Origin of the sequence: Lacisediminimonas sp. (assembly GCF_030645335.1) — a bacterium.
Taxonomy (GTDB): domain Bacteria; phylum Pseudomonadota; class Gammaproteobacteria; order Burkholderiales; family Burkholderiaceae_D; genus Lacisediminimonas.
This window is the reverse complement of the sequence record NZ_JAUSNH010000180.1, coordinates 1-25,178: the sequence shown is the minus strand read 5'-3', so window position 1 is coordinate 25,178 and position 25,178 is coordinate 1. Positions and strand designations below refer to the sequence as shown.

25 protein-coding genes are annotated in these 25,178 nt (G+C 63.2%); 15 read left to right on the top strand and 10 right to left on the bottom strand.

Annotation, left to right across the window (positions count from 1 at the left end; genetic code table 11):
• Positions 1–12: 12 nt before the first annotated feature.
• Positions 13–1,143, top strand: coding sequence for an alkene reductase (locus Q7T64_RS12645; protein ID WP_304796138.1), 1,131 nt, complete (start codon positions 13–15; stop codon positions 1,141–1,143).
• A gap of 127 nt (positions 1,144–1,270) precedes the next feature.
• Positions 1,271–1,897 (top strand): GTP cyclohydrolase II, encoded by a 627-nt coding sequence (gene ribA / locus Q7T64_RS12640; protein ID WP_304796137.1) that lies wholly within the window; start codon positions 1,271–1,273, stop codon positions 1,895–1,897.
• Positions 1,898–1,921: 24 nt separating this feature from the next.
• On the opposite strand, the gene Q7T64_RS12635 is transcribed toward ribA, so the two are convergent.
• Positions 1,922–3,154, bottom strand: coding sequence for an NnrS family protein (locus Q7T64_RS12635; RefSeq protein WP_304796136.1), 1,233 nt, complete (start codon positions 3,152–3,154; stop codon positions 1,922–1,924).
• Between the two features lie 214 nt (positions 3,155–3,368).
• On the opposite strand from Q7T64_RS12635, the gene Q7T64_RS12630 reads away from it, so the two are divergent.
• From Q7T64_RS12630 to Q7T64_RS12620, 3 genes are all read left to right on the top strand, one after another.
• Positions 3,369–3,839 (top strand): Rrf2 family transcriptional regulator, encoded by a 471-nt coding sequence (locus tag Q7T64_RS12630; RefSeq protein WP_304796135.1) that lies wholly within the window; start codon positions 3,369–3,371, stop codon positions 3,837–3,839.
• 4 nt (positions 3,840–3,843) lie between these two features.
• On the top strand, positions 3,844–4,230 hold the full coding sequence (locus tag Q7T64_RS12625; protein WP_370653318.1) for a SirB2 family protein: 387 nt from the start codon (positions 3,844–3,846) through the stop codon (positions 4,228–4,230).
• 173 nt (positions 4,231–4,403) lie between these two features.
• Positions 4,404–5,507, top strand: coding sequence for a sensor domain-containing diguanylate cyclase (locus Q7T64_RS12620; protein WP_304796130.1), 1,104 nt, complete (start codon positions 4,404–4,406; stop codon positions 5,505–5,507).
• Positions 5,508–5,534: 27 nt separating this feature from the next.
• Here the strand turns inward: Q7T64_RS12620 and Q7T64_RS12615 are convergent, their stop codons facing one another.
• Entirely contained in the window at positions 5,535–6,902 is a 1,368-nt protein-coding gene (locus tag Q7T64_RS12615) for a DUF3422 family protein (RefSeq protein ID WP_304796128.1), read from the bottom strand.
• Positions 6,903–6,974: 72 nt separating this feature from the next.
• Here Q7T64_RS12615 and Q7T64_RS12610 point away from each other — a divergent pair, with 72 nt between their 5' ends.
• Positions 6,975–9,332, top strand: a complete 2,358-nt coding sequence (locus Q7T64_RS12610) for a transglycosylase domain-containing protein (RefSeq protein WP_304796126.1) — start codon at positions 6,975–6,977, stop codon at positions 9,330–9,332.
• Between the two features lie 33 nt (positions 9,333–9,365).
• On the opposite strand, the gene Q7T64_RS12605 is transcribed toward Q7T64_RS12610, so the two are convergent.
• From Q7T64_RS12605 to Q7T64_RS12590, 4 genes are all read right to left on the bottom strand, one after another.
• On the bottom strand, positions 9,366–11,117 hold the full coding sequence (locus tag Q7T64_RS12605; protein ID WP_304796123.1) for a cation:proton antiporter: 1,752 nt from the start codon (positions 11,115–11,117) through the stop codon (positions 9,366–9,368).
• A gap of 138 nt (positions 11,118–11,255) precedes the next feature.
• Positions 11,256–12,002 carry a 7-cyano-7-deazaguanine synthase QueC gene (queC, locus tag Q7T64_RS12600; protein ID WP_304796172.1) on the bottom strand — a complete coding sequence of 249 codons (747 nt, stop codon included), beginning with the start codon at positions 12,000–12,002 and terminating at the stop codon, positions 11,256–11,258.
• A 5-nt stretch (positions 12,003–12,007) separates the two neighbouring features.
• Positions 12,008–12,730: a DUF3108 domain-containing protein gene (locus Q7T64_RS12595; RefSeq protein WP_304796121.1), complete on the bottom strand. Its 723-nt coding sequence runs from the start codon at positions 12,728–12,730 to the stop codon at positions 12,008–12,010.
• A gap of 77 nt (positions 12,731–12,807) precedes the next feature.
• The gene (locus Q7T64_RS12590) at positions 12,808–14,001 is read right to left on the bottom strand and encodes a DUF3108 domain-containing protein (RefSeq protein ID WP_304796119.1); all 1,194 of its coding nucleotides are present in this window, start codon (positions 13,999–14,001) and stop codon (positions 12,808–12,810) included.
• Between the two features lie 231 nt (positions 14,002–14,232).
• Between Q7T64_RS12590 and Q7T64_RS12585 the strand changes: the two genes are divergently transcribed.
• The 4 genes from Q7T64_RS12585 to Q7T64_RS12570 all read left to right on the top strand — a co-directional run bounded on the left by Q7T64_RS12585 (position 14,233) and on the right by Q7T64_RS12570 (position 18,033).
• Positions 14,233–15,147: a PhaM family polyhydroxyalkanoate granule multifunctional regulatory protein gene (locus Q7T64_RS12585; protein WP_304796117.1), complete on the top strand. Its 915-nt coding sequence runs from the start codon at positions 14,233–14,235 to the stop codon at positions 15,145–15,147.
• Between the two features lie 222 nt (positions 15,148–15,369).
• The gene (locus Q7T64_RS12580; protein ID WP_304796115.1) at positions 15,370–15,924 is read left to right on the top strand and encodes a tetratricopeptide repeat protein; all 555 of its coding nucleotides are present in this window, start codon (positions 15,370–15,372) and stop codon (positions 15,922–15,924) included.
• A gap of 180 nt (positions 15,925–16,104) precedes the next feature.
• Positions 16,105–16,626 carry a prepilin-type N-terminal cleavage/methylation domain-containing protein gene (locus tag Q7T64_RS12575; protein ID WP_304796113.1) on the top strand — a complete coding sequence of 174 codons (522 nt, stop codon included), beginning with the start codon at positions 16,105–16,107 and terminating at the stop codon, positions 16,624–16,626.
• A gap of 258 nt (positions 16,627–16,884) precedes the next feature.
• Complete coding sequence (locus tag Q7T64_RS12570) at positions 16,885–18,033, top strand: alpha-hydroxy acid oxidase (RefSeq protein WP_304796111.1); 1,149 nt, start codon at positions 16,885–16,887, stop codon at positions 18,031–18,033.
• Position 18,034: 1 nt separating this feature from the next.
• Here the strand turns inward: Q7T64_RS12570 and Q7T64_RS12565 are convergent, their stop codons facing one another.
• Positions 18,035–18,622: a glutathione peroxidase gene (locus tag Q7T64_RS12565; RefSeq protein ID WP_304796109.1), complete on the bottom strand. Its 588-nt coding sequence runs from the start codon at positions 18,620–18,622 to the stop codon at positions 18,035–18,037.
• 223 nt (positions 18,623–18,845) lie between these two features.
• Between Q7T64_RS12565 and Q7T64_RS12560 the strand changes: the two genes are divergently transcribed.
• Positions 18,846–19,703, top strand: coding sequence for a ferritin-like domain-containing protein (locus Q7T64_RS12560; protein ID WP_304796169.1), 858 nt, complete (start codon positions 18,846–18,848; stop codon positions 19,701–19,703).
• Between the two features lie 36 nt (positions 19,704–19,739).
• A complete protein-coding gene (locus Q7T64_RS12555) occupies positions 19,740–20,267 on the top strand; it encodes an adenylyltransferase/cytidyltransferase family protein (RefSeq protein ID WP_304796107.1) in 528 nt (175 codons plus the stop codon).
• Positions 20,268–20,393: 126 nt separating this feature from the next.
• On the opposite strand, the gene Q7T64_RS12550 is transcribed toward Q7T64_RS12555, so the two are convergent.
• The 3 genes from Q7T64_RS12550 to Q7T64_RS12540 all read right to left on the bottom strand — a co-directional run bounded on the left by Q7T64_RS12550 (position 20,394) and on the right by Q7T64_RS12540 (position 22,128).
• Positions 20,394–20,900 carry a copper chaperone PCu(A)C gene (locus Q7T64_RS12550; protein WP_304796104.1) on the bottom strand — a complete coding sequence of 169 codons (507 nt, stop codon included), beginning with the start codon at positions 20,898–20,900 and terminating at the stop codon, positions 20,394–20,396.
• 120 nt (positions 20,901–21,020) lie between these two features.
• Positions 21,021–21,491: a tRNA (uridine(34)/cytosine(34)/5-carboxymethylaminomethyluridine(34)-2'-O)-methyltransferase TrmL gene (trmL, locus tag Q7T64_RS12545; RefSeq protein WP_304796102.1), complete on the bottom strand. Its 471-nt coding sequence runs from the start codon at positions 21,489–21,491 to the stop codon at positions 21,021–21,023.
• Positions 21,492–21,561: 70 nt separating this feature from the next.
• A complete protein-coding gene (locus Q7T64_RS12540; protein ID WP_304796100.1) occupies positions 21,562–22,128 on the bottom strand; it encodes a ComF family protein in 567 nt (188 codons plus the stop codon).
• Positions 22,129–22,348: 220 nt separating this feature from the next.
• On the opposite strand from Q7T64_RS12540, the gene Q7T64_RS12535 reads away from it, so the two are divergent.
• The 3 genes from Q7T64_RS12535 to Q7T64_RS12525 form a co-directional block, all read left to right on the top strand.
• On the top strand, positions 22,349–23,281 hold the full coding sequence (locus Q7T64_RS12535) for a methyltransferase domain-containing protein (protein ID WP_304796098.1): 933 nt from the start codon (positions 22,349–22,351) through the stop codon (positions 23,279–23,281).
• 394 nt (positions 23,282–23,675) lie between these two features.
• The gene (coxB, locus tag Q7T64_RS12530) at positions 23,676–24,836 is read left to right on the top strand and encodes a cytochrome c oxidase subunit II (protein WP_304796096.1); all 1,161 of its coding nucleotides are present in this window, start codon (positions 23,676–23,678) and stop codon (positions 24,834–24,836) included.
• A gap of 19 nt (positions 24,837–24,855) precedes the next feature.
• The coding region (locus Q7T64_RS12525; RefSeq protein ID WP_304796094.1) for a cbb3-type cytochrome c oxidase subunit I at positions 24,856–25,178 on the top strand (323 nt) is incomplete at its 3' end.

Sequence of the window (25,178 nt, the reverse complement as noted above, 5' to 3'; positions counted from 1 at the left end):
GGAACAAGATCGATGAATGCACCCTTGACGCAAACCCAGGCCGGATCCGACAACGCCGGCGATGTGAAACTGTTCCAGCCGGTCCGGATCGGCGACATCGAACTTTGCAACCGGGTCGTGATGGCGCCACTGACTCGCAGCCGCGCCGATGAAGCCGCCGGCGATATCCCGGGCAGCGAGATGAACGTGGAGTATTACCGGCAACGCAGCAACGCCGGCCTCATCATCAGCGAGGGCACGCAAGTGTCGCCGCTGGGCAAAGGCTACCTGGCCACGCCCGGCATTTATTCCGAGGCGCAAGTCGAAGGCTGGAAGCGCATTACCGCCGCAGTGCATCAGGCCGGCTCCAGAATCCTGGCGCAGATATGGCATGTCGGCCGTATCAGTCATCCGGAACTCACTGGCGGTGCGGCGCCGGTTGCGCCCTCCGCCGTGCAGGCCGACATGGTCGCTTATACGCATTCGGGCAAAGTGCAGACACCGCAACCGCGTGCGCTCGACATCGGTGAGATTCCAGCCATCGTCGATGAATTCCGGCGGGCGGCGGCCAATGCGATGCGCGCCGGCTTCGATGGCGTCGAAATCCATGGCGCCAATGGCTATCTGGTCGACCAGTTCCTGCGCGACGGCGCCAACCAGCGCACCGACCGCTACGGTGGCTCGGTGCAGAACCGTTGCCGCTTCGCGCTGGAAGTGGTGGATGCCGTGGCCGCCGAGATCGGCGCTGGCCGGGTTGGCATACGGCTGTCGCCGGTGGCGCCAGTCAATGGCCTGACCGACAGTGATCCGCAGCCGGTGTTTGCTTACCTGGTCGGCGAACTCGACAAGCGCGGCATTGCATTCATCCATTTCATCGAGGGTTCCACCGGCGGTGCGCGCGACCTGGCCGGATTTGACTTTGCCGCCGCCCGCAAAGCGTTCCGGGGCGCGTATATCGCCAACAATGGCTATGACCGCGCAATGGCGATCGATGCCGTGGAAACTGGCCGCGCCGACGCCGTTTCTTTCGGACGCGCCTTCCTCGCCAATCCGGACCTGGTGCCGCGGCTGAAGAAAAATGCGCCGCTCAATGTGGCCAATCCGAAAACCTTCTACAAGCCGGGGCCGGTCGGCTACATCGACTATCCTGCGCTGGATGAATGACCGCGCCCTGATTGGCGCTGCCGTTATCCCGGGCGCTGCAGCATCGGATGAAACTGACCTGCGCGCCCAACTCGTTTATGCTGGTAGGCCTGATGCGCCTGACCACACCACCCAAGAATCATCTGTCATGACTTCGACGCCACCACCGGCCAGCAGCCCGGCACCACAACCCCGCCTGGAAATCATCCCGCCCTGCAAGCTGCCCACGCCGTGGGCGACGTTCGACCTGACCGCTTTTGTCGAAGCTGAAACCGGCAAGGAGCACCTGGCGCTGGTGCTGGGCGATGTCGCCAACGGCCTGCCGGTACTGTCGCGCATCCATTCCGAATGCCTGACCGGCGATGCCTTGTTCAGCCAGCGCTGCGATTGCGGTGCGCAACTGGAGTGGGCGCTGCAAAAAATCGCGGCCGAAGGGCGCGGCGTCGTGCTCTACCTGCGGCAGGAGGGGCGCGGCATCGGCCTGGTGAACAAGCTGCGGGCCTACCGGCTGCAAGATGCCGGCGCCGATACGGTACAGGCCAACCACGCACTCGGATTCGACTCGGACTTGCGCGACTATTCGATCGTCCGGCCGATGCTCGATGCGCTGGGTGTCCACTCACTGCGGCTGATGACCAATAATCCGCGCAAACTGGCAGCCATGCAGGAGGCTGGCGTCACTGTGGTCGAGCGGCTGGCGCATGCCGTGAACCGCAACCCGTCCAACGAGCGTTATCTCGACACCAAGTCGACCAAGCTCGGCCACTTGTTCTGACGCGCACATAACGCCGCAGCAGGCTCAGCCATCCTTGCCATCCAGCCTTGGCCGGACCAGGTAAGGACCGTACACGACAACATACAGGATGAACGCGGTGCTCCAGCAGGCGGCCGATGCGACCAGCAGCCCGACGCTGTAGTCCATCACCTGCAGCGACGCCAGTACCCGCAACACAGCGCCGGCATGCAGTGCCAGGTACATCACGGTCTCTGCGCGGCCTGCCTGCAAGGGCCGGCCGGTATGGCCCAGCGCGGTGCGCGTGAGCATGCCGATCACCAGGCCCGCCGTGGCGCCAATGCCCAGCGCATGGAAGCCGGCGCTGTCGCTGACCAGGCCAAGCGCCGCCAGGCCAAGCAGGAACAGTCCGATCGACAGCCAGGCGTAGGACAGGTGCAATACCCACAGCAGCGGATGGCGTAGCGTGCGGTGCGGCATGAAGCCGAGCACGCGCAGCAACACCGCCATTGAAGCGGCCACGCACAATGCGGCCGTGGCAGGCCCTGGCACGCCCAGCGTCCAGGCCAGCGCGCTTGCTGCCAGCAAGGCCACGGTAAGGCGGTCGCGGCGCGGGTTGACTACGGGCTGCACGCCACCCAGCGTATTGGCGGTGAACATCGGGATCACCCGCCCGCCCATCACGGATTCAATGATCACCAGCACCAGGATGGCGGACTCGAGCGGATGGACCGGATCGAGCGGCCACCAGCCCAGCACGGCACCGTGGAAACTGGCATTGAGTGCGGCAAGCAGCGCCAGCAAGCCAACCAGGAACAGATTGCGCTTGTTGCCGGCGCGCTGCAGCACCTGGTACAGCGGCCACGCGGCCAGCGGCAGGAAAGCCAGGTCGACCAGCGCGGCCACGCCAGCGGGGGCGAACAGCATTGCCACCCGGCCAGCCAGCCAGAGCGCGGCGAGCGCGGCCAAATGGCGCCCGCGCGGCGTCGGTCGTCCGGTCCAGTTGCCCGCCGCGGTGAACAGGAAGCCGACGATGACGGCAGCGGCAAAGCCGAACACCATCTCATGCACATGCCATGCAAGACTGGCCCCGGTGGCGGGCAGGACCCCGAGAAACGTTGCCAGCCAGAGCGGCACGGCGACGCCCGCGAAGGCAGCGGCCAGCAGGTAAAACGGCCGGAACCCGAGCCGCCACAGCGGCACGGTCGTCACTGGCGGCGGCGGTGGCTGATTGCGCTTGCGGGCGATGTCCTGGATGGTGGGCTGGCCGGGAGAATCCTGATTGGAAAGCAGCGACATTTCGCAGCTCCTTCGATGGTGTGATGGCGCGCTTTGCACCGATGTCTTTCGACTACTTTTTTTGCTGCACTTTCAAAGATGCAGAATGAATGCATGTTATATTTGAAGCCTTCGCAAAGCAACCATTGCAAAGCACATCAACGTAAATCAGCGCGGTCAGAACCGCCGAAACCTGCGACAACCCCGGCCACGATACTGGAGCAGTGCTGCACTCATGCGACTGACTGATTACACCGACTACGCCTTGCGCACGCTGATGTATCTCGGCCTGCATCGCGAGCAATTGGTCACGATCCGGGAAATATCGGACGCCTACGGCATCTCCAACAATCACCTGACGAAGGTCGTGCATCAGCTTGGCTTGTCGGGTATGGTGCAGACCATGCGCGGCCGGGGCGGCGGCTTGCGCCTGGCGATGGAGCCGGGCGACATCAATCTCGGCGCCGTGGTCAGGCTGACCGAACCGGACTTCAATATGGTCGAATGCTTCGACCCGGTCCGTAACGACTGCGTGCTGGCGCCGACATGCCAGCTAAAGGACGTATTGCGACAGGCGACGCAAGCATGGCTGGCGGTATTGGACGGCGTCACGCTCGACCAGATACTTTCCGATCCGAAGGGCTTGCGCCACTCGGTGGCGCTGCCGGTTCTCAGGCTGATGCCTGCGGGCAACAAGAAGGCTTAGCGCGGTGTTGAGCTATCTCGCACTGAAACATCTGCATGTCAGCGCCGTTGCGCTGTCCGGTGCGCTGTTCCTGCTGCGTGGATGGTGGATGCTGGCCGCCCCGGCGCGCTTGCAGCAGCGCTGGGTAAAGTTAGTGCCGCACCTGGTGGACACAGTGCTGCTGGCCAGCGCGATCGCCCTGGCCGCCTGGAGCGGGCAATATCCGTTCGAGCGCGCCTGGCTGACTGCGAAAGTGCTGGCGCTGACGATCTACATTTTGCTGGGAACGATCGCCCTGAAACGAGGCCGTTCCAGACCCATCCGGCTGGCGGCACTGGTAGGTGCATTGTTGATGTTTTGCTATATCGTCGGCGTGGCGCTGACGCGCGATCCGGCCTGGAACCCTGGCTGAATCCCTTCCGCGCCAGTGCAAGCTGTGCATTCCATGAGCACCTTATCGTGTCCCCATCGAATTTCTGTGGGTCGATAGGCTCATATCGGTGATACTGCTAAACTTGCCGAATGGAAACAATGACACAGGATGCCGCCCGGTCGAAATCCCGTCCAGTGCACTGGACGGTAAAAATGAACCGGCGCAACCGCGCCGGATGCAGCCTGCTCGTCCTGGCCACCGTGGCCGCCCATTTCGCGCCCCAGAACATGGGGGTCTTGCCCTGGGTTCTGTTAGTCCTGCAATGCATCGTTTATCCGCAACTGGTCTACTTTCGCGCCTTGTATGCGAGCGACCAGCGCCGTGCCGAGATGCAGAATCTGTTGCTCGACGGCGTGTGCTTTGGCGCCTGGGCGGCAGCGCTCGGATTCCCGATCTGGATCACCTTCATTTTCCTGGTGACGATCACGGTCAACATGACAGTCTTCCGTGGCCGCATCGGTTTCCCGCAGGCCCTGGCCTCGATGCTGGCCGGTGCGCTGCCGATGGGCGCAATCAACGGCTGGCATTTTTCGCCTGACACCAACCTGGCTGTCACGCTGCTTAGCGTGCTGTCGATCATGTTCTACGTGCTGGTGGTGGCAGAAAACGCCTATGCGCGCGCGCTGAAACTGCAAGAGACCAAGGGCCAATTGCAGTTGCGCGAACAGGAACTCGAGCGCCAGCTGCAGGAGAACACACTCCTGCAGTCCAAGCTGCGCGACCAGGCTTACCGCGACGCCCTGACCGGCCTGTACAACCGCCGCTATTTCGATGCGACCCTGGAGCGTGAACTGGCGCGTTGTTCACGAGAGGATTTACCGCTGTCGGTGGCGATGATCGACATTGACTGGTTCAAGCGCATCAACGACGACCACGGTCACCAGGCCGGTGACGAGGTGTTGAAGCTGCTGGCAGCGCTGCTCGATGCGCAGGTGCGCGCCTCCGATGTCGTCTGTCGCTACGGTGGAGAAGAGTTCGTGCTGCTACTGCCTGGTGTCACGGCAGCCACGGCGCACGAGCGGGCCGAGCAATTGAGGGCGGATTTTGCCAGCAGTCGTGCGCCCTATGGCGAACTGCAGGTCGGATCGACCTTGTCAGTGGGGATCGCCAGTTTTCCAGAACATGGCGGCACGGCGGCAGAACTGATCCGCTGCGCCGACCTGGCGATGTACAAGGCCAAGACCAGCGGGCGCAATTGCGTGGTCATCGCCGACGAGGCAATCCAGTACGGCAGAGCCGGCGGCAACGCCGCGTGAACGCTCTGGAACGCGCTGGAATCCGAATCAATGCAACCGTGCGTGGATCCGCCGCGTCAATCGCCATACGCCAAACAGCACCACCGGTATCAGCGCACCGGCCGCCACCTCCGGTTGCAGCGGCAGCCCGAGCGCCTTGAGTGACTTCGCTGCATACAGCAACAAGCTGACCACATAGTACGAAATCGCGGCGATCGACAGGCCTTCGACGGTGGCTTGCAGGCGCAACTGCAATTCTTGTCCACGCGTGAGCTTGGCCAGCAACTGGTGATTCTGTTTTTCCGTGGCGATATCGACCCGGGTGCGCAGCAGCGCGCTGGTGCGCTCGATGCGCTGCGACAGCGAACTCAGGCGTTGCGACGTCGCAGCGACAGTCGCCATCGCCGGCGACAGCCTGCGCTGCAGGAATTCGCCGATGGTCTGGGTGCCGGGCACCGGCGCCTCGCGCATTTCAACGATGCGTTGCCGCACCAGTGCGTCATAGGCTTGCGTGGCCGAGAAACGATAGGCGTGCTGCGCCGTGGCGCGCTCGACGCCGGCGGCAACATGGATCAGCGTGTCGAGCAATTCGTCTTCGGAAGACGTGCGTGCTTCCAGCTGCGCCGTGATGTCCGCCAGCGCCGCTTCGGACTGCGCCAGGATCGGCAGCAGTTCCTTGGCAGACGGCAGCCCGCGCAGCGACATCAGCCGGTAGGTTTCCAGGTCCAGCAGCCGCTGTGCGACACGGCCGGCCCGGGCCGCGCTGGTATCGGGCTTGGCGATCACGACGATGCGCTCGAAGCCGTCCGGTCGCAAATGGAAATCCGTCACCGCCAGCGAATGCCCGTTACCCAGCAGCGAAGCAACAACGGTGCCGGCGTCGAACCATTGCTGCGCCGTAGCCAGGGCAGCCTGTGGATCGGACAGGTCGCCGGTGAGCATGGTCAGTTCAATGGCGGCGATGGTGCGTCCGGGAATGGCAGCCAGCCAGCCGGGATCGACCGGCAGGCAGGCGCGCAGGGAGCCGGCGTCACCCGGCTCAGGGAGCCTGGCGGCAGATTCCTGCAATAAAACATAACGCGTAAATTCGCCATGCCGCTCCCAGCGCAGCGTTGAGCCACCCAGCCGCAGCCGTACAAAATTCTGTTGCAAATCCGCCTGCGTCAGCCCGCCCTGCCCAGGCAGCAGGCGCAGGTGCTCGCATTCCGCCGCCCGGTCCACGCCTTCGTTAAGCACCGTCACAAACACCACCAGCGCCGGCAAGTCAATCCGCACAGACGGCCGCGCATGCACCTCGTCATGCAGCGTGGTACGCAGCACAGCGTTCGCCGGCAACAGGGCAGCGGAGGGAGAGGTAATGGAATTCACGATGCAGGACGGTATCACCGCGGCCACGATGCCGCAAGGGCGAGCCATGACGATGGCGCCAACAAAAAACTAAGCCCCTCATTTGTTGTCCATCTAGCTCCCCAACCAAGGAGCACCGAAATGCCCCCCAGCCGCCGCCTCCGGCTATCCCCGCTGCAATTTGTGCTACTGGCAACAGCCGCAACGCTGATAACAGCCGCAAGCGTCCTCACCCATCAACTCTGGCAACTGAACAACAAGCTCCCATCGCTAGACCACCTGCGCACCCTGCAAACAGAAAAGCCCAGCATCGTGCTCACAGCCGACGGCCACCAGCTGACCCAATTCAAGAAAATCGACCGCCAGTGGGTCAAACTGAACCAGATCTCCCCCTGGGTAGTGCAGGCCCTGCTAGCCACCGAAGACCGCCGCTTCCATGAACACCAGGGCATCGATGTCATCCGCACCCTGTCCGCCGCCTGGCAAACCCTGACCGGCGACATGCAGGGTGGCTCCACCCTGACCCAGCAACTCGCCCGCAACCTTTTTCCAGAGCAAATCGGCCGCAGCCGCAGCCCCGGCCGCAAGCTCAGGGAAATGCTGACCGCACTGGAAATCGAGCGTACCCACAGCAAGGACGAAATCCTGGAAATCTACCTGAACACCATGCCCTTCCTCTACAACGTGTCCGGCATCGAAATGGCCGCCCGGACTTATTTCGCAAAGACCGCCGTGGAGCTCAATGCGCCAGAAAGCGCCACCCTGGTCGGCATGCTCAAGGGCACCCATTACTACAATCCGGTCGTCAATCCACAGCGCGCGCTCGAACGACGCAATGTCGTACTGTCGCAGCTGGCGCGCGAGGGCCAGCTACCGCCGCAGGATCTGCAGCGCCTGCGCGAATTGCCGCTGCAATTGCGTTTTAGCCGGCAACAGGAGCCGGTCAACACGAGCGCCATGCACTACACCGAATATGTACGCCGCTGGCTGCTGGCGTGGGCGCAGGCCAATCAGCTTGATCTGGGCACTGCTGGCCTGGTGATCCACACCACACTCGACACCGGCTTGCAGGAGCAGGCATTGCGCGCAGTGGACAAGCAGACCAGGGCGCTGCAAATGGTGGCCGATGTCGAATGGGCGCAGCGTTCCGGACAGTTGTTGTCACGATCGGCGGCGGCCTACGCCAGCAAGCATCGCGAGGTCGAGCCATTTGGCTACTTCTGGGACACGCGCGAGGACCTGATCGAGTTGTTCGTGCGCGAGTCGCCGGAATTCCGCAAGGGCGTGGCGCAGGGCAAGGCAGCGGCCGGGATGTTGGAAACATTGCGCAATGACCGCCAGTTCATGGCGCGCCTGAAGGCCGCCAAGTCCCGGCTGGAGGCAGGCTTCGTGGCGCTCGACCCGCAGTCCGGCGAGGTCAAGGCCTGGGTCGGCAGTCGCGACTTCGGGCGCGACCAGTTCGACCATGTGGCGCAGGCATTGCGCCAGCCGGGATCCACCTTCAAGCCGCTGGTCTACGGCGCGGCGCTGGAGCGCGGCTTCAGCCCGATGCGCACCTACCTCGATACCCGGGTCAGTATCAGCACGCGGGCAGGGGATGCATGGATGCCGACCGACATGGGCGCGCCAACTGAAATGCCGATGAGCATGCGCGAGGGGCTGATCCTGTCGCGCAACACCATCACCGCCCAGGTCATGCACGATGTCGGGGTGGAAGACACCGTCGCCCTGGCCAGGGCCGCCGGCGTGAACCGCAGCCGTCTCGATCCTGTCCCATCGCTGGCGCTGGGCACGAGTGCGGTCAGCCTGCTGGAAATGGTCTCTGCGTATTCGACCATCGCCAGCATCGGCCAGTATCGGCAACCGATCGTGGTCAGCCGCATTACCGATCGCCACGGACAAGTGATCGCGCAGTTTGGCGCCGATCCGGTGCCGGCGATGAAGGAGAGCACCGCAATCGAGTTGATCGACATGCTGCGCGGCGCGGTCAGCCGCGGCACCGGGCAGCAAATCAGGTCCCGCTTCGGTATCCAGGCCGACGTTGCCGGCAAGACCGGCACCACGCAGTTCAATACGGATGGCTGGTTCATCATGATGCATCCGCAACTGGTGAGCGGCGCCTGGGTCGGATTCAATGATGCCCGCGTCACCATGCGCAGCAATTATTGGGGGCAGGGCGGACATAATGCGCTGACGCTGGTCGGCGATTTCTACCAGTCCTTGTTCAGGCAAAAGCGTCTGGATGCCAGGGCGAATTTCCCCAGGCCCCGGCGCGCTGAAATGCTGGTCACGCCGGGCGTCCCGTGGCTGGAGCGCGGCGACAGCAGCGGCGGCACCGAGGATGCACTGATCGTGACCCGCGCGGCCGATGGCGCGCTCGTCGTCAGCGACGCGGCCGGCGCCGGTACCGGCCAAGCTGGCAACGACGACCCGGTTGCTGCTGCGCGCAGGGCCGCCCGGCGCGCGATCGAAACGATGGATAGCGGCGTGCGGCCCTGATGTGCGTGGCGCTGCCGTCCAGCCAGGCCAATGTCAGGACGGCCGGTCGATGCCGGCGATGCGCTGTTCGCGTTCGAGCTGCGCCAGTTGCGCGGCGTCGCCGTCGGACATGCCCAGGGATTGCAGCGCGAACACGGCCAGTTGCAGCCCGGTCTCCAGGGTCTCCGGAATCACTTGCGTTGCGCCGGCCCGCAACAGGTGCAAGGCATGGGTTTCATCGCGCGCCCGCGCCAGCAGCGGCAGGTGCGGATAGCTGCGGTGGACTGCCTCGACCGCTCGCAGCGCGGCTTCCGGTTCATCCATCGTCAGGATGATCGATGCGGCATGGCCGGCGTGCACCCTTTCCAGCAATTCGACGCGGGCCGCATTGCCAAAAAAAATCGGTATGCCTGCCGGATGCAGGCGAGCCACGACTTCCGCATCGTTCTCGATGGCGACATAGGACACGCCCTGGCGGCTCATGACTTGTCCCAGCAGTTGGCCTACGCGGCCGTAGCCGACGATGATCACGTGGCCGGACAAGGATGGCGGCCCGTCAGCGGCAAAGCCGCCGCCGCTGCGCAGCCGTTCATGCTTTTCCAGGTGCTTGCGAATGACCGTGCCAAGCCGGGCCAGCAGTGGTGTGGCGAACATCGACAAGGCCACTACCAGCATGACGAATTGTGCGGTCGGCCGGTCCATCACGGCGGCAGTCACCGCGGCGCTGACGACGATGAAGGCGAATTCGCCGCCCTGTCCCAGCAACATCCCGCCCTCGATCGAGCGGCCCCAGTTGAAACCGCCGGCGCGCAGGACCAGGCTGGCGACCACCGACTTGATGGCAAACAGGCCCAGTACCGACAGCGGCACCAGCACGGGCGATTTCAGGATTTCGCGCATGTCGGTCTGCATGCCGACAGACATGAAGAACAAGCCCATCAGCAGGCCCTTGAACGGCTCTATCGTGACTTCCACTTCATGCCGGAACTCGGTCTCGGCCAGCAGCAGGCCGGCCAGCAGCGCGCCCAGGGCAAGCGACAGGCCGGCCATGGCGGTCAGGCCGGCGATTCCCAGCGTGCATAGCAGTGTCAGCGCCATGAACACTTCGGGTTGGCGCTGCCCCACCAGCGAACGGAACAGCGGCCGGATCACGCGCCGGCCGAGCAGGTAGATCAGCGCAATCGCCAGCACCGATTTCGCCACCGCCGATATCACCAGCCAGGGCACCGATGTGCTGCCGCTGTCGGACAGCACCGCGATCAACAGGAACAGCGGCACCACGGCCAGGTCTTGCAGCATCAGGATGGAAAAACTGGCCTGCCCCAGCGGTTGCGCCAGCGTGCGCGATTGCGACAGCAGTTGCATGACGACCGCCGTTGACGACAAGGCCAGTGCAAGACCGAGCAGCAGCGATGTGCCGGGCGGATTGCCGAATGACCAGGCTATGAATCCAATGGCTGCGCCGCAGACGGCCACTTGCGCGGTGCCGGCGCCAAACACCCAGCGCCGCAGCGACCACAAGCGGGCGGCGGAAAGCTCCAGGCCGATCATGAACATCAGGAACAGCACGCCGAGTTCGCCCAGCACCTTCACCTCTTCCAGCTCGGTGAAGGTCAGGTGCGACAGCCAGGGAAAATGCTCGGCCCACAAGGCCAGGCCGAATGGCCCGAGCAGCGCGCCCACGCCAAGGAAGCCGAGCACCTGGCTGATGCGCAGGCGCTGCAACAGCGGTATCAGGATGCCGGACAGGGCGAGGAACAGGATTGTTTCGCGCAGGAATGGCAGGGCGTTTTGTTGTTCTTCCACTTCGGGCGGTTTGGCAGCAGGTCAGCCGGACGTCCCCGGCTGCAGGATGCAGGCCGATGCTGTTGCGGCAACCGCTGCATGATGCCATCAAAAGGGGGCAGGGACTAATGCCGGGCGCTGGATTTCGGCGCTGGCCGGTCAGGACAGGCCCTGCACATAAGCCAGGTAACCCCGCGCCCGCAGTTCGCAGGCCGGGCACAGCCCGCAGCCATAGCCCCACGGGTGCAGGGCGCCGCGTTCGCCCAGGTAGCAGGTATGGGTCTGCGTGCGGACCAGCTCGACCAGGGCGTCGCCGCCCAGTGTACTGGCCAGTTGCCAGGTCTGCGCCTTGTCCAGCCACATCAGCGGTGTTTCAATCGCCATGCTGGTCGCCATGCCGAGATTGATCGTGGTTTGCAGCGAGCGGATGGTTTCGTCGCGGCAGTCCGGGTAACCGGAATAATCCGTCTCGCACATGCCGCCTACCAGCACATCGAGCCCGCGTCGGTAAGCCAGCGCGGCAGCTAGCGTCAGGAACAGAAGGTTGCGGCCCGGAACGAAGGTATTCGGCAAGCCATTTGCCTGCATCATGATTTCTGCATCGCCAGTCAACGCCGTGTCGGACAACTGGCCGAGCACCTTCAGGTCGATCATCTGGTCCGGGCCGAGCCGCTGTTTCCATGACGGCGACAGGGCGCGCAATCCGTCCAGCACGTGCGGGCGCACCTGCAGCTCGATTGCATGCCGCTGGCCGTAGTCAAAGCCGATCGTTTCGACCCGTCGATATCGTTCCAGCGCCCACGCCACGCAGGTGGTGGAGTCCTGTCCGCCGGAAAACAGCACCAGTGCGCCGGCGCCTGTGCCGGCGGCCGATGGCTCAGTGTTGGCGTTGTTGGTGACGGGCATCGTGCTCATTGCTTGGTGATGGATTCTATGAGTTGCTCGATGTATTCGCCGTTGCTGTCTTCAAAGCGCAGGCGCACTGGATACCATTCGACCGAGGGCGCCAGCCAGATGTCGAGCCGGCGCGCCTGGGCGTCCGGCGGTGGCGTGCGCACGATGTGCAGCGTGTCCAGGCTGCCCAGCGCGGTCGTGATCCGTTCGCGCGACTTGACGATGAAGGTCCAGGGATCAGCATCGCGCTGGCCGGCAACCACGAAACGCCATGCGGCCCCTGGCTTGATTGCTTTTTTTTCGGCGCGCATGACCGAAATCAATTGCCAGATCGCACTGGCGCGATCCTGTTCGCCGCCTTGCAGTGGCTGGGTTTGCTGCGTTTCCCCGAAACGGATCAGGCGCGCGCTGCGGTCGAAGCTGGTGGTGCTGGCGCTCTTGCGGAAACGCTTCTCGGTGTAGGCGGCGGGCGCCAGGCCGCCCGCGTCGAGCGTGCCTTCGCTGCGCTCGTCGAGTATTTTGCCCAGCAGCATGGCGCTGGTCTCGGCCGTGGTCAGGTAGCTGGCGCCGTCGGCCTGCCACAGCAGGCGCGAGCGGCCAGAAAGCGTGATGCCGCTCTGGCGCGCCGTGATCGAATAGTTGAGCACGACCGCGGGCGGCATGTTCACGGCTGCTTTGGGCGCGCTGATTGCGGGCGCGGCATACGCCAGCGATAAGGCCAGCAGCAAGGCTAGCATCATCACAGCCAGGGATCGTGGCAGCGATGGTGGAAAAAGCGGGCCGGGAATTACGCGATGGAAAAGTGGCATGGGGAAAGTTACGGGCGCGGCGCCGGCAGTGGCGGGTCTGCCAGGGACATGTCCAGCGTGTCCCTGTTAGTCTCGGTAAAGCGCAACTTTACCGGATACCAGTACATCGTGGGCGCGAGCCAGATATCCAGCCTTTGTTCATAGCTGCCGGGACGCGGCAATCGAACCAGGTGGATGGCGGCGATTTGCTTGCCATCGGCCTCCACCGTTTCTTCACCGATCACGGAAATGATCCACGGCTCGGCGTCGCGCACGCCGGCCACGAACAGGGTGACTTCCTGGCCGGCGCCCAATTGCGCAGGATCGCCGCGTCCGATCGCAGCCAGTTGCCAGATGATGCTGGCGCGGTCTTGCTCACCACCCTGGCGCGGAAAAGTTTTGGCCGAGGCCGAAAAACTGATCAGCTCGCGTTCGCGCTGGAAATGGGTGTTGGTTGCCGGACGGCGGAATCGTTTTTCGGTGTACATGACCGGCTCCAGCCCACGCTCGTTGATCTGTCCCGTACTGCGAAAGTCGAGCACTGAAATGAACAGCAGGCTGGTTTCGCCGGTGATGGTGTAGCCGTCTTCCTGCCGCGTGAAGCGTATTTTTCCTTTGCCATGGTAAGCGCCGTCCTGGCGCAGCGCCTGCACGTCATAGCGCAGCTCGGCCGGTGGCGGGGGATCGGTGCGGTATTCGGGCTTGAGCGCTGCTGTCAATGCGGGCGGATCGGGCAGCGCCGGACCAGGGTCGAGCATGGTCGGGGCCGTCGCCTGGTCGGCGGCCAGGCCGGCGCTGCCATTGCCAGCCACGCCGGTTTGTGCGGAATCCGGTTCTACTACCGGTGCTGGCGCAATGGCCTCGGCCGTTTCCGGCGCCGATGGCGTCGGCAGTGTCGGTATTGTCGGGAACGCTTGAAGCGTCGGCAGGGTGGCCGGTGCTGTCTTTGCTGTGGTCTTCCGGGGCGGTCCGGGCGGGGGCTTTTTCTTTGGCGCCGGCGGCCGGGACGGCGGGGTGGCGCGGGCTTGCAATTGGACGATTACCGGCTCGGCTGTGCTGGCTGTGCTTTTGGTACCCGCGTCCCTGCTGCTGTCGCCGGCTGGCGCGTCCAGCGTCGCAAAGGTGTGCAGCGCGAGCAGATGCAGCAGGATCGACAAGGCGAGCAGCAGCAGCGTGCCGACGGAAAACCTGGCGAGAGGGCGGACGTGCAGGAATGCAGGCATGCGCGCTAGTTTAGCTGCTGCTGCTCGCGGCTGGCCGGGCGTTTGGCAATTGTTGTCGCCAGCGTGCGACGCAGTATGTTGGCCGGGTGCAGCAGCCCGGGCCCGGGGCCTTGCGCTAATTCGAACCAGGGGCGTTCGTATCTGCTACGCTGCATCAGGTTCCGGGCCCGGTGTGTAGTACAAGGCTGCGGTGCATGCGGAATACGCCAACGGCAACAGTGGAGAATCGCCATGTCGACATCGAATACGCAAACGCCCGGGTCAGACCCGATGGGCGACACGCTGGGCTTCATGAAGAACCTGTGGGCCGGCGTGAAAATGCCGGGCATGACAATGCCCAGCTTGTCAGTGGAAGACGTCAACAAGCAGATCACGGATCTGAAAACGGTCGAAACCTGGCTGGGGCTGAACATGAGCATGTTGCGTGCCTCGATCCAGGCGCTGGAAGTGCAAAGCGCGACCCTCACCGCGCTGCAGTCGATGGGCAAGACAGTCGGCGAATCGATGGGATCGATGGAAAAGGCGATGGGCGCGGCAATGGGCGCGGCGGGGTCGATGGCGGGATTCAATCCCATGCATGCGGGGGCATCGACGGACACTGCCGGCACAGGTAGCGCACCGGCGGGGGGCGCATCCGGCGTGGCAGCGGACAGTACCTTCAGCTTCGCGCCGCCAACGGCGGACAAGCCGCCTGCGCCCGAGTCCGAGCCGGAAATTGAAAAGGTGGCAGCACAGGCCGAGGACCATGCCGGAGATATGGCCGCAGCAGCAGCGCCATTCGTCAATCCGGCCGCATGGTGGGGCATGTTGCAGGATCAGTTCAAGCAAGCCGTCGGCAAGGCAATGGCGCCGGAGGCCGAACCTGTCGCCATCAAGAGAAAGCCCGCTGCAAAATCGGCCAAGCCCGCGGCGCATCCCGCAAACCGATCCGCTCGCAAGCCCGGCAGCGCCAGCATTGGCAAGCCGGCACGCAAGCTGCCGAAAGCGGCGGCTCCGGCCAGCAAGTCCAGGCGCACAACTGCGGCTGCAAAAAATGCGCCCACTGGCAAGGCGGCCGGTGGCGCTGCACGTGGCAAGAGTGCAGCAGTAAAAGGTGGCAGCACTGGCGCTGGCAAGAAAGCGGCAAGCGCTCGCAAGCGCGGCTAAAAAATCCTGTTTCGCGGCTTGCCCTCCTGTGCTCGCCGCTTTGCCTGGCCTGGCTTGCTGGTGTCAGTCGGCATTGCCTTGGCCTGGTCATTTCCGAACCTCTCGTGCGACCTTCGCGCACTGCGCTGCGCTGGCAATTGACCTGGCCTTAACAAGTCTGTCCAGCCTTCCCGCCCGTGACTATCTTGCTGCGCTTGAACATTGCACAGGAAAGCCAGACGGATGGAAGCTCTTTGCGAACGGCCTGTTTTCGCGGCCAGGGAAACCGGGCCGGCCTTTACGTTGGGCGCCGTCATCAGCATCACCGGATGGAGCGAGCGCACTGTATGGCGCCGCTTATCGGCGGGTTCGATCACCCGTGTCGGGCCGGCAAGCAGCGGTAGCCGGGTGCTGGTCACGTGGAAAAGCGTGGAGCCGCATGCACGATTGAAGCTGGATCGCGATGGCTTGGCGCTACTTTGCAGCGCGGACACCGGCGATGCCGAATCGCAAAACGACCTTGCCCTGCTTTTTCTGGCACATCGCTTGCAGTCCGGCGCGGCGTACTGGCTGCAGCAGGCGGCGCGTGGCGGACATGCGGATGCGATGCACTGGCTCGGTCGTTGCTACCTCGGCGGCGAGGGCGTGCCCCAGGATCGCAACAGGGGCCTGATGTGGCTGGCGCGCTCGGCTTGCACCGGGCACCTGATTTCGGATGCGCTGCTCAGCGCCCTGTGCGGACGGTTTGTCGATGCGCCTGTTGGTAAGGCTAGCTCTGACATGGACAGTGCGGGATAGGCTGTCAGCAATCTGGCAGTGGCCAAGACACTGCCAGATGGGCAGCTTGGCAGTCATCTGTTCGCTGCCGTTCGTTCGTATAAAAAACATAGTTCGCATATCGGGCATTTCTTGCCGGCGGTCATCTTGCTGTTGGACTAGCGAGGCTTTCGCTTCGTCTTTCAACTTCAGGAGAAACCCATGCAACACCGTCCGCTTCAACGCGGTTTTACGCTGATCGAACTGATGATCGTTGTGGCGATCATCGGCATTCTTGCCGCGGTCGCCGTCCCGCAGTACCAGAACTACACCTTGCGCGCAAAGCTGAGCAAGGTGTTCAGTTGCTTTGCCCCGATCAAGACTGCGCTGTCGGTGACGCAGCAGGAGCGCGGCGGCTTTCCGGCTGCTGCCAACGATTGGGCAACCATCGGCATGGGCGTAGCCCCGGCCGCTACGCCGGAGTGCACCGCGTTCGCCATGGCGGCAGGTACCGGTGTCGTGACCATCACGCTGGGCAACATGGGAGCACCGATCGATGGCACGACGATCACATTCACACCGGTCGTCACGGCCAGTGCCATTACCTTTAACGCTGTAGCCAGTGTGCAGGATCCGCGAGTGGCGCAGTATCTGGTGAACTTCAACCCGCCGCCGGCAGCGCCGCCAGCCGGTGGTGGAGCCGCAGGGGGTGGAGCAGCAGGGGGTGGAGCCGCAGGCAACTAACGCTCCCTTTAGTAATCCAGCAACCGGGCATCAAGCGTCTATCGCGAGATGCTCTGGAGGGCGCCAAAGGCGCCCTTTTTTGTCCGAATGTCCAATGGGCTTGCGACGCGGCATGGCCAAGGTGGCGACCCGCGTGTGACAGGCCCCGGCTCATCGGTCTGCCGGCGTGCTTGCCGCCATGAAGAAAATTTCACTTCCGCAATCATGCCGGCCGGCATCCTGCTCGGTTAAAGTGTCGGCTCGGAACAGGGAGCCACCATGCCAGCAGTCATTACCAATATCGAAGACTTGCGCGTGCTTGCGCAAAAGCGCGTGCCGCGCATGTTCTATGACTACGCCGACTCCGGGTCATGGACCGAGTCCACCTATCGCGCCAACACGACTGATTTTGGCGGCATGAAATTCCGGCAGCGGGTGGCGGTCAACATCGCCAACCGTAGTCTGCGCACCAGCATGGCCGGGCAGGACACCGTGATGCCGGTGGCGCTGGCGCCGATCGGCCTGACCGGCATGCAGCATGCCGACGGCGAGATCCTGGCGGCGCAGGCGGCCGAGAAATTCGGCGTGCCATTTACGCTGTCGACGATGAGCATCTGTTCAATCGAAGACGTGGCAGCGCACACCACTGCGCCATTCTGGTTCCAGCTTTACATGATGAAGGACAGGGATTTCATCGCCCGCCTGATCGAGCGCGCCCGTGCAGCCCGCTGTTCCGCGCTGGTGTTGACGCTCGACCTGCAGGTGCTCGGGCAGCGCCACAAGGACATCAAGAATGGCCTGTCCGCGCCGCCGCGCCTGACCCTGCCCAATATCCTCAACATGATGACCAAGCCGCGCTGGTGCCTGGGCATGCTGGGTACGCGCCGCCGTCAGTTCGGCAATATCGTCGGCCACGCCAGCAGCGTGACGGACATGTCCTCGCTGTCGTCGTGGACCGCGCAGCAGTTCGATCCCGCGCTGTCGTGGGATGACATCGAATGGGTCCGGGAGCGCTGGGGCGGCAAGCTGATCCTGAAAGGCATCATCGACGCCGAAGATGCGCGCCTGGCGGTGCGCAGTGGCGCGGATGCGCTGATCGTGTCCAACCACGGCGGCCGCCAGCTCGATGGCGCGCAGTCGTCGATCCAGGCGCTGCCGGCCATTGTGGATGCGGTCGGCTCCGAGATCGAGGTGCACCTCGATAGCGGCATCCGTTCCGGCCAGGATGTATTGAAAGCGATGGCGCTGGGCGCGAAGGGGACCTACATCGGCCGCGCTTTCCTGTACGGGCTGGGCGCGATGGGCGGGGCCGGTGTGACAACGGCACTGGAAATCATCCAGCGCGAACTCGATGTCAGCATGGCTTTTTGCGGCCATACCGACATCCGCCGCGTCGATCGCAGCATCCTCGTGCCCGGCACCTACTGAGCTAGCGCTCGCGCGGGCCCGGCGGCGCTTGCTGCAAGGCCCGTTCGATCGCACCAACCAGTTTGGGGTCTTGCGGCGTGACGCGGCTGGGGTAGTCGGCAATCACCCGGCCGTCGCGGCCGACCAGGTACTTGTGAAAGTTCCAGCGCGGCATGGCGCCGCTGTCGCGGGCCAGCGCCTGGTACAGCGCATTGGCCTCTTTGCCCTTGACGTGCGATTTCGAAAACATCGGGAATTTCACGCCGTAGGTGTTGAAGCACAGGTCCGCAATCTGTTTGCCATTGCCCGGCTCCTGCTCGAAATCATTGGATGGAAAGCCCATCACGACCAGCCCGCGGTCGCGGTATTTTGCGTACAGTTTTTCCAGTCCTTCGTATTGGACGGTAAAGCCGCAATAGCTGGCGGTATTCACGATCAAGGCCACTTTCCCGCTGTACTGACAGAGATCCTGCGGCGCGTCGTCCTGCAAGCGCGTGAACTGGTGGTTATAGAGGCCGGCGCAGGCAGGCGGCTTTTGCTGCGCGACTGCCGTGGCAGCGGGCAAGATGAAGGCAAGCGCGACAATCCAGCGTGGCAAAATATCAATCATGGCGGTTTTCCTGGGTGACTTTGCTGATGCTCGTATCCTGTTTGGCCAGCTGCCAGAGGGATGCCAAAGCGGCACACGACAGTGTGAATCAACAGGCCGCCAGCGCGCAAGCAGTACGTCCGTGCACAAGGCGGTCGGTCATTGGCCGGTTTGTGTGGCGTGTCTTCGACGTTTTATTGGTAGAATCAGGTCGCTCTTTCCACTTTTTATGGCTGCGCCGCTTATGTTGTATCCGGAATTATTCAAATCACTGGAACAAGTTCGCTGGAACATGGAGACTGACATCCCCTGGGATCAGTTCGATGCCGGCTTGCTGACCGACGAACAGGCACAGACCATCAGGATGAATGCGATCACCGAGTGGTCGGCGCTGCCTGCTACCGAAATGTTCTTGCGCGACAATCGCGGGGACAGCGATTTCAGCGCCTTCATGTCGGTCTGGTTTTTTGAAGAGCAGAAGCATTCGCTGGTGCTGATGGAATATTTGCGCCGTTTTCGTCCGGAGTTCGTGCCGACCGAAGAAGAGTTGCATAACGTGCGTTTCGAGTTCGACCCGGCGCCGCCGCTGGAAACCCTGATGCTGCATTTCTGCGGCGAGATACGCCTGAACCACTGGTATCGCTGCGCGTCGGACTGGCATACCGAGCCGGTCATCAAGCAAATCTACAAGATCATCAGCCAGGACGAGGCGCGCCACGGCGGCGCCTACCTGCGCTACATGAAGAAAGCGCTGCTGGAAAAGGGCGATACCGCACGTGCGGCATTTGCCAAGATCGGTGTGTTGATGGGTTCGGCGCGCCGTACCGAGAAGCCGCTGCACCCAACCAACCTGCATGTGAACCAGGCCTTGTTCCCGCTGGATACGGTGCAAAGCCGTTTGCCCGACCCGGAGTGGCTCGAAGCATGGCTGGATACGCAGATCAAATTCGACGGCGAGTGGGAAAAGAAAGTCGTCGAGCGCATCTTGCACAACATGTCCCTGTTGTTTGAAAAGACTTTCAATTCTGTCCAGGAGCTCAACCGCTACCGCAAGGAAGTGGCCGTGCGCCTGGCTGCGGTACCGGTTCCGCAGGCAATCTAGCCGCCATTTTCCAGCCGCGCCAGACGCGGCTTTTTCATGCCTGATTTCGAACGAAAAATCTGCGACCGCGCGCAACTGTCAGCGCGAGTCGCCGCGCTGCCCGGCCCGGTGGTGCTGACCAATGGCGTTTTCGACATTCTTCACCGCGGCCATGTGACCTACCTGGCGCAGGCGCGCGCACTGGGTGGCTCGCTGGTGGTGGCGGTCAATACCGACGACTCGGTGCGCCGGCTAGGCAAAGGCAGCGACCGGCCGATCAATACCTGCGAAGATCGCATGGCGGTCCTGGCGGCGCTGGAATCGGTATCGCTGGTGGTTGCGTTCGCTGAGGATACGGCGCTGGAGACGGTCTTGCACAGCCGTCCGGACATCTACGCCAAGGGCGGCGATTACGATATGGACGCCATCCCCGAAGGCCGCGCCGTGAAGGCGTATGGCGGGCAGGCGGTCGCGATTGATTTCACGCATGACCGGTCGACTTCGAAGCTGCTGCAAAAAGTCCGGGTTGAGGCTGACGCGGCGGCGCGCCAATCCGGTGACGGATCAATGCCATCCTCCGGTTGAACTGATCGGCGCATCCGCCTGCCCGAGGAACTGACCGGTTACCAGGCGCAGTGGCAGGATTTCCCGACCGCTGCGCATGATGCTCCCGCCTGCTTCACTTTCCCTCCAGGAAGTCGCCGCCGGGTGTCAATGCTTGTGGCCGTGATTCTTGTCCGACATCGGCGCCGATGCACCCTGGTTCCGGGCTTCCACCGTCACGCTCACTTCCACCTGGCCCGATTTCTCGAAGATCAGTGTCATCGGGAACTGCTCGCCCGCCTTCAGCGGCTGTTTCAGGCCGATCAGCATGATGTGATAGCCCTTGCCGGGCGTCATGGTGACGGTGCTTTCAGGTTTCAGGTCCAGCCGCAGTACCTCACGCATGCGCATGATGTCGCCTTCCATTGACATGGTATGGATCTGCACTTCGCGCGCTACTGGCGAGCTCGCGCGCACCAGCGTGTCGGTTGTTTTACCGCGATTCTCGATGGACAGGTAAGCGGCGCCAGCCGGTTGCTGCGCAACGGTGGGCCGCGCAAACGGATTGCCGATGCGCAGGTTGCCCAGGTCAAAAGAGTGGCTGTGCGCGGCAGTGGCAAACAACAGCGCCGCGAAAACTGGCAGGGTGTGGAGGGTGCGGAGGGTGCGGCACATCATGGCGATCCTTGGTTGCGAAGGTGGAACGGTCAGTGCATCGGTACGTAGGAGCAATGCGGAAAACGTTCACTGGAGCTCGGGCATTATAAACAAGCGCCGCTAATGGCGCCTCAGGCTTCACGCGCCGCCCGCATAATCTTGCTGCCGCCAGGCCTCAAAGACGACCACGGCAACGGTATTGGACAGGTTCAGGCTGCGGTTGTCAGGGCGCATTGGCAAGCGGATGCGTTGCTCAGGCGGAAAGCTCTCGCGCAGCGCCGGCGGCAGGCCGCGTGTTTCAGCGCCGAACACGAAGACGTCGCCAGGCTTGAAGACGGCGCCGGCAAAAGGACGTGAGCCGCTGGTTGTCAGGGCGAACATGCGCGCCGGGTCGGGCCTGGCCAAGGCGAGGAATGCAGCCCAGTCCTCATGTACGTTCATGTCCGCGTACTCATGGTAGTCCAGGCCGGCGCGCCGCATCCGGGCGTCATCCAGCGGAAAGCCGAGTGGCTTGATCAAGTGCAGGCATGCGCCGGTATTGGCGCACAGACGGATAATGTTTCCGGTGTTGGGCGGGATTTCCGGCTCTACCAGTACGACATGAAACACGGCTTGCTCCCTGCAAAAAGTAATGTCAATACAGCATTGTTGCCGGTGCTGGCGTGACCATGTGCCAGCTTCAATGCGGTGGTGTGCGCGCAAAGACGATGTTGGTGACGCGGCTGGCGCCAAAGCGCTTTAGCGTCGATGCAATTTCATCCAGTGTCGCGCCGGTGGTCATCACGTCGTCGACCACGCCCACATGGCGGCCAGCCACGATCGCCGCAGCCGTCGGCAACAGCAAGAAGGCGTTGCGCACGTTGTCGCCGCGCAGCGGGGCCGGCAAGCGGGCCTGGGCGGGCGTTTCACGCACCCGTTCCAGCAACCGCGCATGCAAGGCAATGCGCAAGCTGCGCGCCAGCGGACGGGCAATCTCCAGCGCCTGGTTGTAGCCGCGCTCCTGCAGCCTGCCGGCACTCAGCGGCACCGGGCAGAGAAGTTCCGGCAGCACGGGGTCCGACGCCAGCAGCGGGCCCAGCGCTGCGGCACAACAATGCGCCAGTTCAAGTTTGCCGGCGTATTTCAACCCCAGCACCAGGCGGTCGAGCGGCGCTCCGTAATCGACGGCCACCAGCGTGCGGTCGAAGGCCGGACCGTGTTGCAGGCATGATCCGCAGCGCGTGCCGCCCGCATGCGGCAGTGGCATGGCGCACTGGACGCAACGAGCCTGTGGCGTGCCGAAATACTGTCGCTGGCAAGCTTCGCAAACGGCATGCTCGCAATCCTGGCAGCACAGCGGGCAGCGCGAAGGGATCAGGCGGCTAATCAGGCGGCTAAGCAGCGGAGCACTCCTCGTGCGTGTAAACTGGCGCATTATCTCATTGCATGACCCCGCCTTGACTACCTCCATGACGCCGCCAGGCCAGATGGGCAGCGCTCCTATTTCGCTTGCGCACGTGCGCGCGCTGTTCGGCCGCCCGGCGCGCATTGCGCCGTCCGATTTTTTGCGGCGCGAAATCGCTGCACGCATGTTCGAGCGGCTTGAGCTGATCCGTGTCGCACCGGAAGCAATCATTGATGCCGGCTGCGGCGAGGGCGCCGACTTTGCCGTGCTGCACCAGCGTTTTCCGCAGGCGCGGCTGATCGGGATCGACGGGTCGCAGGCGATGATCGGCGAAGCGGCCGCGCGACAGCGCCGCACGCAATCGGCAATGAGCCGGCTGCTGGCGCGGCTGCTGCCCCAGGGGGCGGGCGGTGGTGCTGCAGCCGCGCCGTCATTGGTGTGCGGCGACTATGCCCGGCTGCCCTTGCCCAATGCGAGTGCCGGACTGCTCTGGTCCAACCTTGCCCTGCACTGGCACCCCAGGCCGCACGAGGTATTTGCCGAGTGGCGCCGGGTCCTGCGCGATGAGGGCTTGTTGATGTTCTCCTGCTTCGGTCCGGACACCTTCCGGGAATTGCGCCAGGCGCGCCCACTGGCGCGGGCGCCGCAGGTTCTGCCCTTCGTCGATATGCACGACTTCGGCGACATGCTGGTCGATGCCGGTTTTGCCACACCGGTCATGGACATGGAAATGTTGACACTGACCTACGATACAGCCGACAAGATGCTGGCCGATGTGCGCGCGCTGGGCGGAAATCCGCTGGCCACGCGTGCCCGCGGGCTTGCCACACACACGCTGCGCGACGCGACTTACCGGGCGCTGGAAGCTGGCCGGAATGCCGCGGGCAAGCTGACTTTGAGCATTGAAGTCATCTACGGCCACGCGTTCAGGCCGCTTGCGCGCACGACTTCCCGGGGCGAGTCGATCGTGCATTTCACGCCGCGCAAGCAGGCCGGCAATAGCGGCGCAAACTGATTTTCAGTCGTGGCCGGCCATATCCCGGTAGCCTTTCTTCTTGATTCCGCCTTCGCATCAGCCTTATACTTCCGGAGTTATTTGATACAGGTCAAGCAAATTCCGGTTCGCCGCCCGCTACCCTGGCCCTGATCGCAGGCAGACTGGTGGGTCGATTTCGGATGCGCAAGCACGCATTCAGGCGCTGGCCGACGCATCGGTGCAATCGCCTTTTTCGCCATGGCGGACATGCTTCGGCCAATCGTCGAGCCGTCGTTAGCCCTGCCGGCAAGGAGCGCGTCCCGTGCCGCACGCGCAGTGCGACAGTTCGCACGCGACCGGGCCTGGATTGCGGCAGCACGGGCCGGTAGCCGGAATATGGCAAGAATTCACTTTTAGGGCATTTGAGGAAAACATGAAACATGTGAAGCGCCTTCATTCGTTGATGCTCGGGGCATCACTGCTGATCGCAGGCATGCCGGTCTGGGCAGTCAACGATAGCCAGGGAGGTCCAGCGGTTCGCCAGTTGAATTTCCATACTCCGGTCACACAGATTGCAAGCGAGATTTACCAGCTCCACAACCTGATGATGGCGATCTGCGTTGCCATTTTTCTCGCGGTGTTTGGCGTGATGTTCTACTCCATCCTCAAGCATCGCAAATCGCTCGGCCACAAGCCGGCGACTTTCCATGAAAGCACTGCTGTCGAGATCGCATGGACCATCGTCCCATTCGTGATCGTGATCCTGATGGCGCTGCCAGCCACCAAGACCGTGGTCGCCATGAAGGACACGTCCAATGCCGACCTGACGATCAAGGTCACCGGCATGCAGTGGAAATGGGGCTACGACTACCTGAAAGGCGACGGCGAAGGAATTTCCTTCCTTTCCAACCTGTCGACACCGCGCGAGCAGATCGTCGACGGCAGCAAGGTCAAGGGCGACAACTACCTGCTCGAAGTCGACAATCCGATGGTGGTGCCGGTCAACCGCAAGGTGCGCATGGTCACCACGGCCAACGACGTCATCCACTCCTGGGCGATCCCGGCCTTCGGCGTCAAGCAGGATGCGATTCCCGGCTTTGTCCGCGACACCTGGTTCAAGGCAGACAAGATCGGCGTGTACCGCGGCAGCTGCGTTGAATTGTGCGGCAAGGACCACGCGTTCATGCCGATCGTCGTCAATGTCGTGTCCGACGACGATTACAAGACCTGGGTAGAAGGCAAGAAGAAAGCCATGGCTGCGGCCGCAGACGATCCGACCAAGACCTGGACCGTCGCCGAACTGAGCCAGCGCGGCGAGAAAGTCTATGCCGCCAATTGCGTGGCTTGCCACCAGGCCACCGGCAAGGGCGTGCCACCTGCGTTCCCGCCGCTGGACGGATCCAAAGTCGTGCTCGGAGCGAAACCGGCCCAGATCGACGTCCTGCTGAATGGCGTCAGGGCCATGCCGCCATGGAAGGGCGTGTTGTCGGATACCGATATAGCAGCAGTCGCGACCTATGTCCGTAACGCCTGGTCCAACAAGGCGCAGGAAAATATCGTTCAACCGGCCGAAGTCCTGGCTGCGCGCAAGTAATTGAAATCAGGAGTTCGAGATGAGCACAACCGCCGTTGATCACGCACACGATCATACTCATGACCACGCGCACGACCACCCCCACGGCTGGCGTCGTTGGCTGTACGCCACCAATCACAAGGACATAGGCACGCTGTACCTCTGGTTCTCGTTCATCATGCTGATGATGGGCGGCGTGCTGGCGCTGGGAATCCGCGCCGAGCTGTTCCAGCCCGGCCTGCAATTGTTCCGTCCGGAATTCTTCAACCAGCTCACCACCATGCATGGCCTGATCATGGTGTTCGGCGCGATCATGCCGGCCTTCGTCGGCTTCGCCAACTGGATGATCCCGCTGCAGATCGG

What these genes read in the sequence shown, in the direction of transcription:
- Q7T64_RS12610 (WP_304796126.1), top strand. Translation starts at nt 6,975, where the DNA reads ATGCCCCCCAGCCGCCGCCTCCGGCTATCCCCGCTGCAATTTGTGCTA.
- Q7T64_RS12550 (WP_304796104.1), bottom strand. Translation starts at nt 20,900, where the DNA reads ATGTGCCGCACCCTCCGCACCCTCCACACCCTGCCAGTTTTCGCGGCG.
- coxB (WP_304796096.1), top strand. Translation starts at nt 23,676, where the DNA reads ATGAAACATGTGAAGCGCCTTCATTCGTTGATGCTCGGGGCATCACTG.
- Q7T64_RS12555 (WP_304796107.1), top strand. Translation starts at nt 19,740, where the DNA reads ATGCCTGATTTCGAACGAAAAATCTGCGACCGCGCGCAACTGTCAGCG.
- Q7T64_RS12635 (WP_304796136.1), bottom strand. Translation starts at nt 3,154, where the DNA reads ATGTCGCTGCTTTCCAATCAGGATTCTCCCGGCCAGCCCACCATCCAG.
- Q7T64_RS12580 (WP_304796115.1), top strand. Translation starts at nt 15,370, where the DNA reads ATGGAAGCTCTTTGCGAACGGCCTGTTTTCGCGGCCAGGGAAACCGGG.
- Q7T64_RS12615 (WP_304796128.1), bottom strand. Translation starts at nt 6,902, where the DNA reads ATGGCTCGCCCTTGCGGCATCGTGGCCGCGGTGATACCGTCCTGCATC.
- Q7T64_RS12585 (WP_304796117.1), top strand. Translation starts at nt 14,233, where the DNA reads ATGTCGACATCGAATACGCAAACGCCCGGGTCAGACCCGATGGGCGAC.
- Q7T64_RS12590 (WP_304796119.1), bottom strand. Translation starts at nt 14,001, where the DNA reads ATGCCTGCATTCCTGCACGTCCGCCCTCTCGCCAGGTTTTCCGTCGGC.
- Q7T64_RS12595 (WP_304796121.1), bottom strand. Translation starts at nt 12,730, where the DNA reads ATGATGCTAGCCTTGCTGCTGGCCTTATCGCTGGCGTATGCCGCGCCC.
- Q7T64_RS12570 (WP_304796111.1), top strand. Translation starts at nt 16,885, where the DNA reads ATGCCAGCAGTCATTACCAATATCGAAGACTTGCGCGTGCTTGCGCAA.
- Q7T64_RS12540 (WP_304796100.1), bottom strand. Translation starts at nt 22,128, where the DNA reads ATGCCACTGCCGCATGCGGGCGGCACGCGCTGCGGATCATGCCTGCAA.
- Q7T64_RS12565 (WP_304796109.1), bottom strand. Translation starts at nt 18,622, where the DNA reads ATGATTGATATTTTGCCACGCTGGATTGTCGCGCTTGCCTTCATCTTG.
- Q7T64_RS12575 (WP_304796113.1), top strand. Translation starts at nt 16,105, where the DNA reads ATGCAACACCGTCCGCTTCAACGCGGTTTTACGCTGATCGAACTGATG.
- Q7T64_RS12630 (WP_304796135.1), top strand. Translation starts at nt 3,369, where the DNA reads ATGCGACTGACTGATTACACCGACTACGCCTTGCGCACGCTGATGTAT.
- Q7T64_RS12645 (WP_304796138.1), top strand. Translation starts at nt 13, where the DNA reads ATGAATGCACCCTTGACGCAAACCCAGGCCGGATCCGACAACGCCGGC.
- Q7T64_RS12620 (WP_304796130.1), top strand. Translation starts at nt 4,404, where the DNA reads ATGAACCGGCGCAACCGCGCCGGATGCAGCCTGCTCGTCCTGGCCACC.
- Q7T64_RS12535 (WP_304796098.1), top strand. Translation starts at nt 22,349, where the DNA reads ATGGGCAGCGCTCCTATTTCGCTTGCGCACGTGCGCGCGCTGTTCGGC.
- ribA (WP_304796137.1), top strand. Translation starts at nt 1,271, where the DNA reads ATGACTTCGACGCCACCACCGGCCAGCAGCCCGGCACCACAACCCCGC.
- Q7T64_RS12560 (WP_304796169.1), top strand. Translation starts at nt 18,846, where the DNA reads ATGTTGTATCCGGAATTATTCAAATCACTGGAACAAGTTCGCTGGAAC.
- queC (WP_304796172.1), bottom strand. Translation starts at nt 12,002, where the DNA reads ATGCCCGTCACCAACAACGCCAACACTGAGCCATCGGCCGCCGGCACA.